The 3,754-nt window shown below is 52.3% G+C and carries 4 protein-coding genes and 2 pseudogenes; 3 read left to right on the top strand and 3 right to left on the bottom strand.

The genetic code is table 11. The features are described 5' to 3' along the window. The 3 genes from QZL71_RS12810 to QZL71_RS12820 all read right to left on the bottom strand — a co-directional run. Positions 1 to 418 (bottom strand): recombinase family protein (locus tag QZL71_RS12810; protein WP_294649029.1); only part of this gene is annotated, 418 nt, incomplete at its 3' end. A gap of 13 nt (positions 419 to 431) precedes the next feature. Further along, positions 432 to 752 (bottom strand): type II toxin-antitoxin system RelE/ParE family toxin, encoded by a 321-nt coding sequence (locus QZL71_RS12815; RefSeq protein ID WP_055187107.1) that lies wholly within the window; start codon positions 750 to 752, stop codon positions 432 to 434. Next, positions 749 to 1,054, bottom strand: a complete 306-nt coding sequence (locus tag QZL71_RS12820) for a type II toxin-antitoxin system RelB/DinJ family antitoxin (RefSeq protein ID WP_294649098.1) — start codon at positions 1,052 to 1,054, stop codon at positions 749 to 751. Before QZL71_RS12820 ends, QZL71_RS12815 begins: the two co-directional genes overlap by 4 nt. A 120-nt stretch (positions 1,055 to 1,174) precedes the next feature. Between QZL71_RS12820 and QZL71_RS12825 the strand changes: the two are divergent. From QZL71_RS12825 to QZL71_RS12835, 3 genes and pseudogenes are all read left to right on the top strand, one after another. Continuing rightward, positions 1,175 to 1,294 (top strand): annotated as a pseudogene (locus tag QZL71_RS12825) (DUF6061 family protein); the annotation flags it as partial. Positions 1,295 to 1,581: 287 nt separating this feature from the next. Beyond that, positions 1,582 to 2,205: pseudogene (locus QZL71_RS12830) on the top strand (DNA primase); the annotation flags it as partial. A 376-nt stretch (positions 2,206 to 2,581) separates the two neighbouring features. Then, positions 2,582 to 3,754, top strand: a 1,173-nt coding sequence (locus tag QZL71_RS12835; protein WP_294649101.1) for a plasmid recombination protein, incomplete at its 3' end; no start/stop codon positions are given.

The following is a 3,754-nucleotide window of genomic DNA, read 5'->3' on the forward strand; positions in this document are numbered from 1 at the left end:
TCATGCCGCGCACGACCTTTTCAGAAAGTTCTGCGGAATAGTATTCAGCCATGCCGGTGAGCATGCTCTTGACCATGATACCTGCAGGGCTGTCAGAGATAGGCTCCGTGGCAGATACCAGCTTGACATGATTTCGTTCCAGCTGATACTCATAGTGGGCCGAATCATAGCGGTTTCGGGCAAAACGGTCAAGCTTCCAGACCAGCACAATGTCAAACAACCGTTTCTCGCTGTCCTTGATCATCTGCTGGAAGTCCGGGCGGTTATCGGTTTTGGCGGAAAGGGCGCGGTCAATGTAGTGCTTGACCACGGTAATGCCGTTCTTTTCGGCGTAGGCCGTACACTCGCGAATCTGACCTTCGATGGATTCTTCGCGCTGGTTATCGCTGGAATAGCGAGCATAAATCACGGCGGTCATGCAAACACCCCTTTCACTTCATTCTCCGCAGGCGGCGCACAAGGTCGGATGCACTGTACAGCACACGGGCTACCGACACCGCATCCTCGCTCACGATGTAGAACACCGAGTAGTTGTCCACCAGCATCTGCCGCAGCCCTTGGGTGCGCTCCGGCTCGCTTTCCACTAGCGCACAGCGTTCCGGCAGGATGTTCAGCGACTGGATTGCTTCTGCAATGCGGTCATACTGTCGCATTGCGGTGTCAGATTCCAACAGACGGTCGGCAATGTAGCTGTAGATCTGCTCCATATCGCTGAGTGCCATCCGGGAAATTTTCACATCATACTGTTTCATCTGTGCTGTTCCCTGAACTGGGCGAATGCGCTTGCGGCATCCACGGTGTCACCGTTCTGTATTTCTTTGATGCCCACCTGCAAGTCTGCATGGAGCTGGTCATCGGTCATAGTGTCAGCGTTCAAAGCCGCAGGAGCCTTCGGCAGGGATAGCGAGAAGGGGATGCCGCCAGTCAGGGAGATCTGGCGCAGGTACATATCAATGGCTGTTGCCATTGGGATGCCGAGCTGCTTCAGCACATCCTCGGCTTGCTGCTTAACGCTGGGGCTGACCCGGACGTTCAACATCATCGTTTTTTCCATGGTTATCACCTCGAATTTATTGTAATGCTTTTTGCATTACAAGTCAATCGAGTGCGAAGTCGCAATTGAAATTCTCTATATTACACAATATATTCGTCGTTAAATTGTTTAAAACGCAGAATATTCATTCGTTAGAATAAATCTTTGGAGTACGCCCAGTTTGTGCTGGGTGGTGAGATTGAGCATTATCTCTCACTCAGCTGTGACCATGGCAGATTTAGAGGATTGACCTTTAATTAGAATATACAGATAAAACCGACAGCCATCTACTTGCGACTTGCAAATAGATGGCTGTCTATTATTAACTACGCATTTTAACAATGATTTTTCTTTTCAACAAGCATTCCGATAATAAACGAAAGTAGGAAAACGAGTAGCCAAATCAAAACTCCGTAGTGTGCCTTGAGCTGCCATACTTTTCCTATATACATATCCGGCGTGATTTTTGTGGCGTTTATGCTCGTCATTTTATTTGACTACCAAATTGAGAGCCACACTTGGCTCTCAACGGCCAAATGCCCTTTGCAAAAGGGCATTATTTCAAGACCATCGTGACCGCCGAAGCCAAGCTGGACTTGGAGCGCAAAGGTGTCCAGAGTTACCAGCGGGACATTTATGCCCGGTTCCTCTGTTTCGGCAACGGTGCGCTGACCTCACTGTACGACCATTCGGACGGTTTCTTTCGCCGCCAGCTCATCCTGACCACCAAGGACAAGCCTGCTGACCGCACGGATGACCCCTTCCTTGTGGAGAAGATGTGCGCCGAGTTGGAGGGCATCCTGCTCTGGTGTCTGGAAGGGCTGCACCGGCTGGTGCAGAACGGTTTCCGCTTCACGGTCAGCGAACGAGCCGCCGCCAACGTGGACACCATCAAGCGCAGCAGCAACAATGTCATCGACTTTATGGAGTCCGAGGGCTATTTCCGCTTCAAGGCGGACTACTCCATCAGCTCCAAGGAGTTCTACGACATTTATAAGCAGTGGTGCGAGGACAACGCCTGCCACAGCGTATCGGCCATCCGTTTCAGCGCGGAACTGCGACAGAACGACCGCCGCTATAACCTTGAAGCCACCAACAACATCTACCTGCCCGGTGGCCGCAGGGTGCGGGGCTTTGTGGGCATCGAGCCGCTTGTTCACCCCTGTCCGTAAAAAGTGCATTTTTTTACGGAAGAAGTTCGTACAACCTGTACGGTCTGTACTTGTACGCACCTGTACGGCGAATTGAAACAAATTAAAACGAATTATCGTTTATATTTCGGATTTCCGTACGTCGTACGAACCGTACAGGTTATTTGAAGTCCGTACGCAATTTTTTCAGATGCGTACGGAGCAATCAAGTTCGCATTGTGCGAACTTGATCGTAGCTCTCCCGCAGGAGACGTTCCCCCTCGGAGAGTCCTCGAAGAGCCCACTACACTTTGCAGACCGCAGGGAGGAAAGTGTCATAGTGGGTTATTACACTTCCGTGGAAGTGCACCTCCGTTCCCCGTTACCTCCCGATGAACCCCGAAAGGAGGGATGCCCTTTGGCAAGAAGTGATGGTATTGACCGCACAAGTGTCCGAAACCTCGCCGTTTCGGATAAGGCCGTTGGTAACACCCAGCAGCACAACGAGCGCGAAAAGGACAGCTATCGAAACCCCGACATTATCCCCCAGCGCGCTTCATGGAACGTCCACTTCAAAAAGCCAACCGCCAGCTACACTGACCTGTTCGCCCAACTGGAAACCGCTGGTACGATTTCCACGCGCGGCCTGAAGCCGGATGCCACCCACTACTGCGAACTTGTCTTTGATGTCAACTCGGCCTATTTTGACAATCACGGTGGCTACGAGTTCGCCAAGCAGTTCTATGAGGATGCCTACAAAGCTGCTGTGCAGATTGTGGGTGGTGAGCAGTATATCCTCTCGGCAGTCATGCACGCCGATGAGATCAACCGCGCCATGACCGAAGCATTAGGTCGGGAGGTCTACCACTACCATCTTCATGTGGTCTATGTGCCTGTGGTGGAAAAGCAAATCCTCTGGTCGAAACGCTGCAAGGACAAGGCACTGGTCGGCACCGTCAAGGAGACTGTCATGCAGGTCAGCCGGAGCAAGAAGTGGGCATCCAAGCCCCTGCTGGACGATGCCGGAAAGCCCGTGCTGCAAAAGAACGGCAAGCCAGTCCTGAAGAAGTCGTACAGCGTCCTGCAAGACGATTTCTTCAACTATATGCGTACTGCCGGGTACACCGATGTGGAGCGCGGCGAGCGTGGCAGCACCGAAGAACACCTGACTGTCACTCAGTTCAAAGTCCAGCGGGAGCAGGAACGGCTGGACACCCTGACCACCCAAGCCGACCAGCAGGCACAATCGCTTGCTAAAACCAGTCAGGCCCTCTCCCAAAAGGAGAAAGAACTTGCCTCCATTCAGAAAAAGACCACGCTCACGAAAGAAGCCCTCATTCATGCGCGTGATCTGGATTATATCGGCAAGCGCACCTTTCTCGGTAACTACTCGCTGACCGAAGAAGAATTTTCCAAGCTGAAAAAGCAAGCCGACCATGGCTATATGATGGACGTGGAGAACCGCCGCTTGAAAGAAGAACTTTCCACCGCCAAGAAGGAGGCCGTTCGTTGGAGCAACAAGTACCACGACCTGTGGTACGACGTGAAACCCTATCTGGATGCTCTCCACCGTGCGCCCGAACTGGTGCGC

It is taken from the genome of uncultured Faecalibacterium sp., from assembly GCF_900066275.1.
In the GTDB taxonomy this organism is placed as follows: Bacteria; Bacillota; Clostridia; order Oscillospirales; family Ruminococcaceae; genus Faecalibacterium; species Faecalibacterium taiwanense.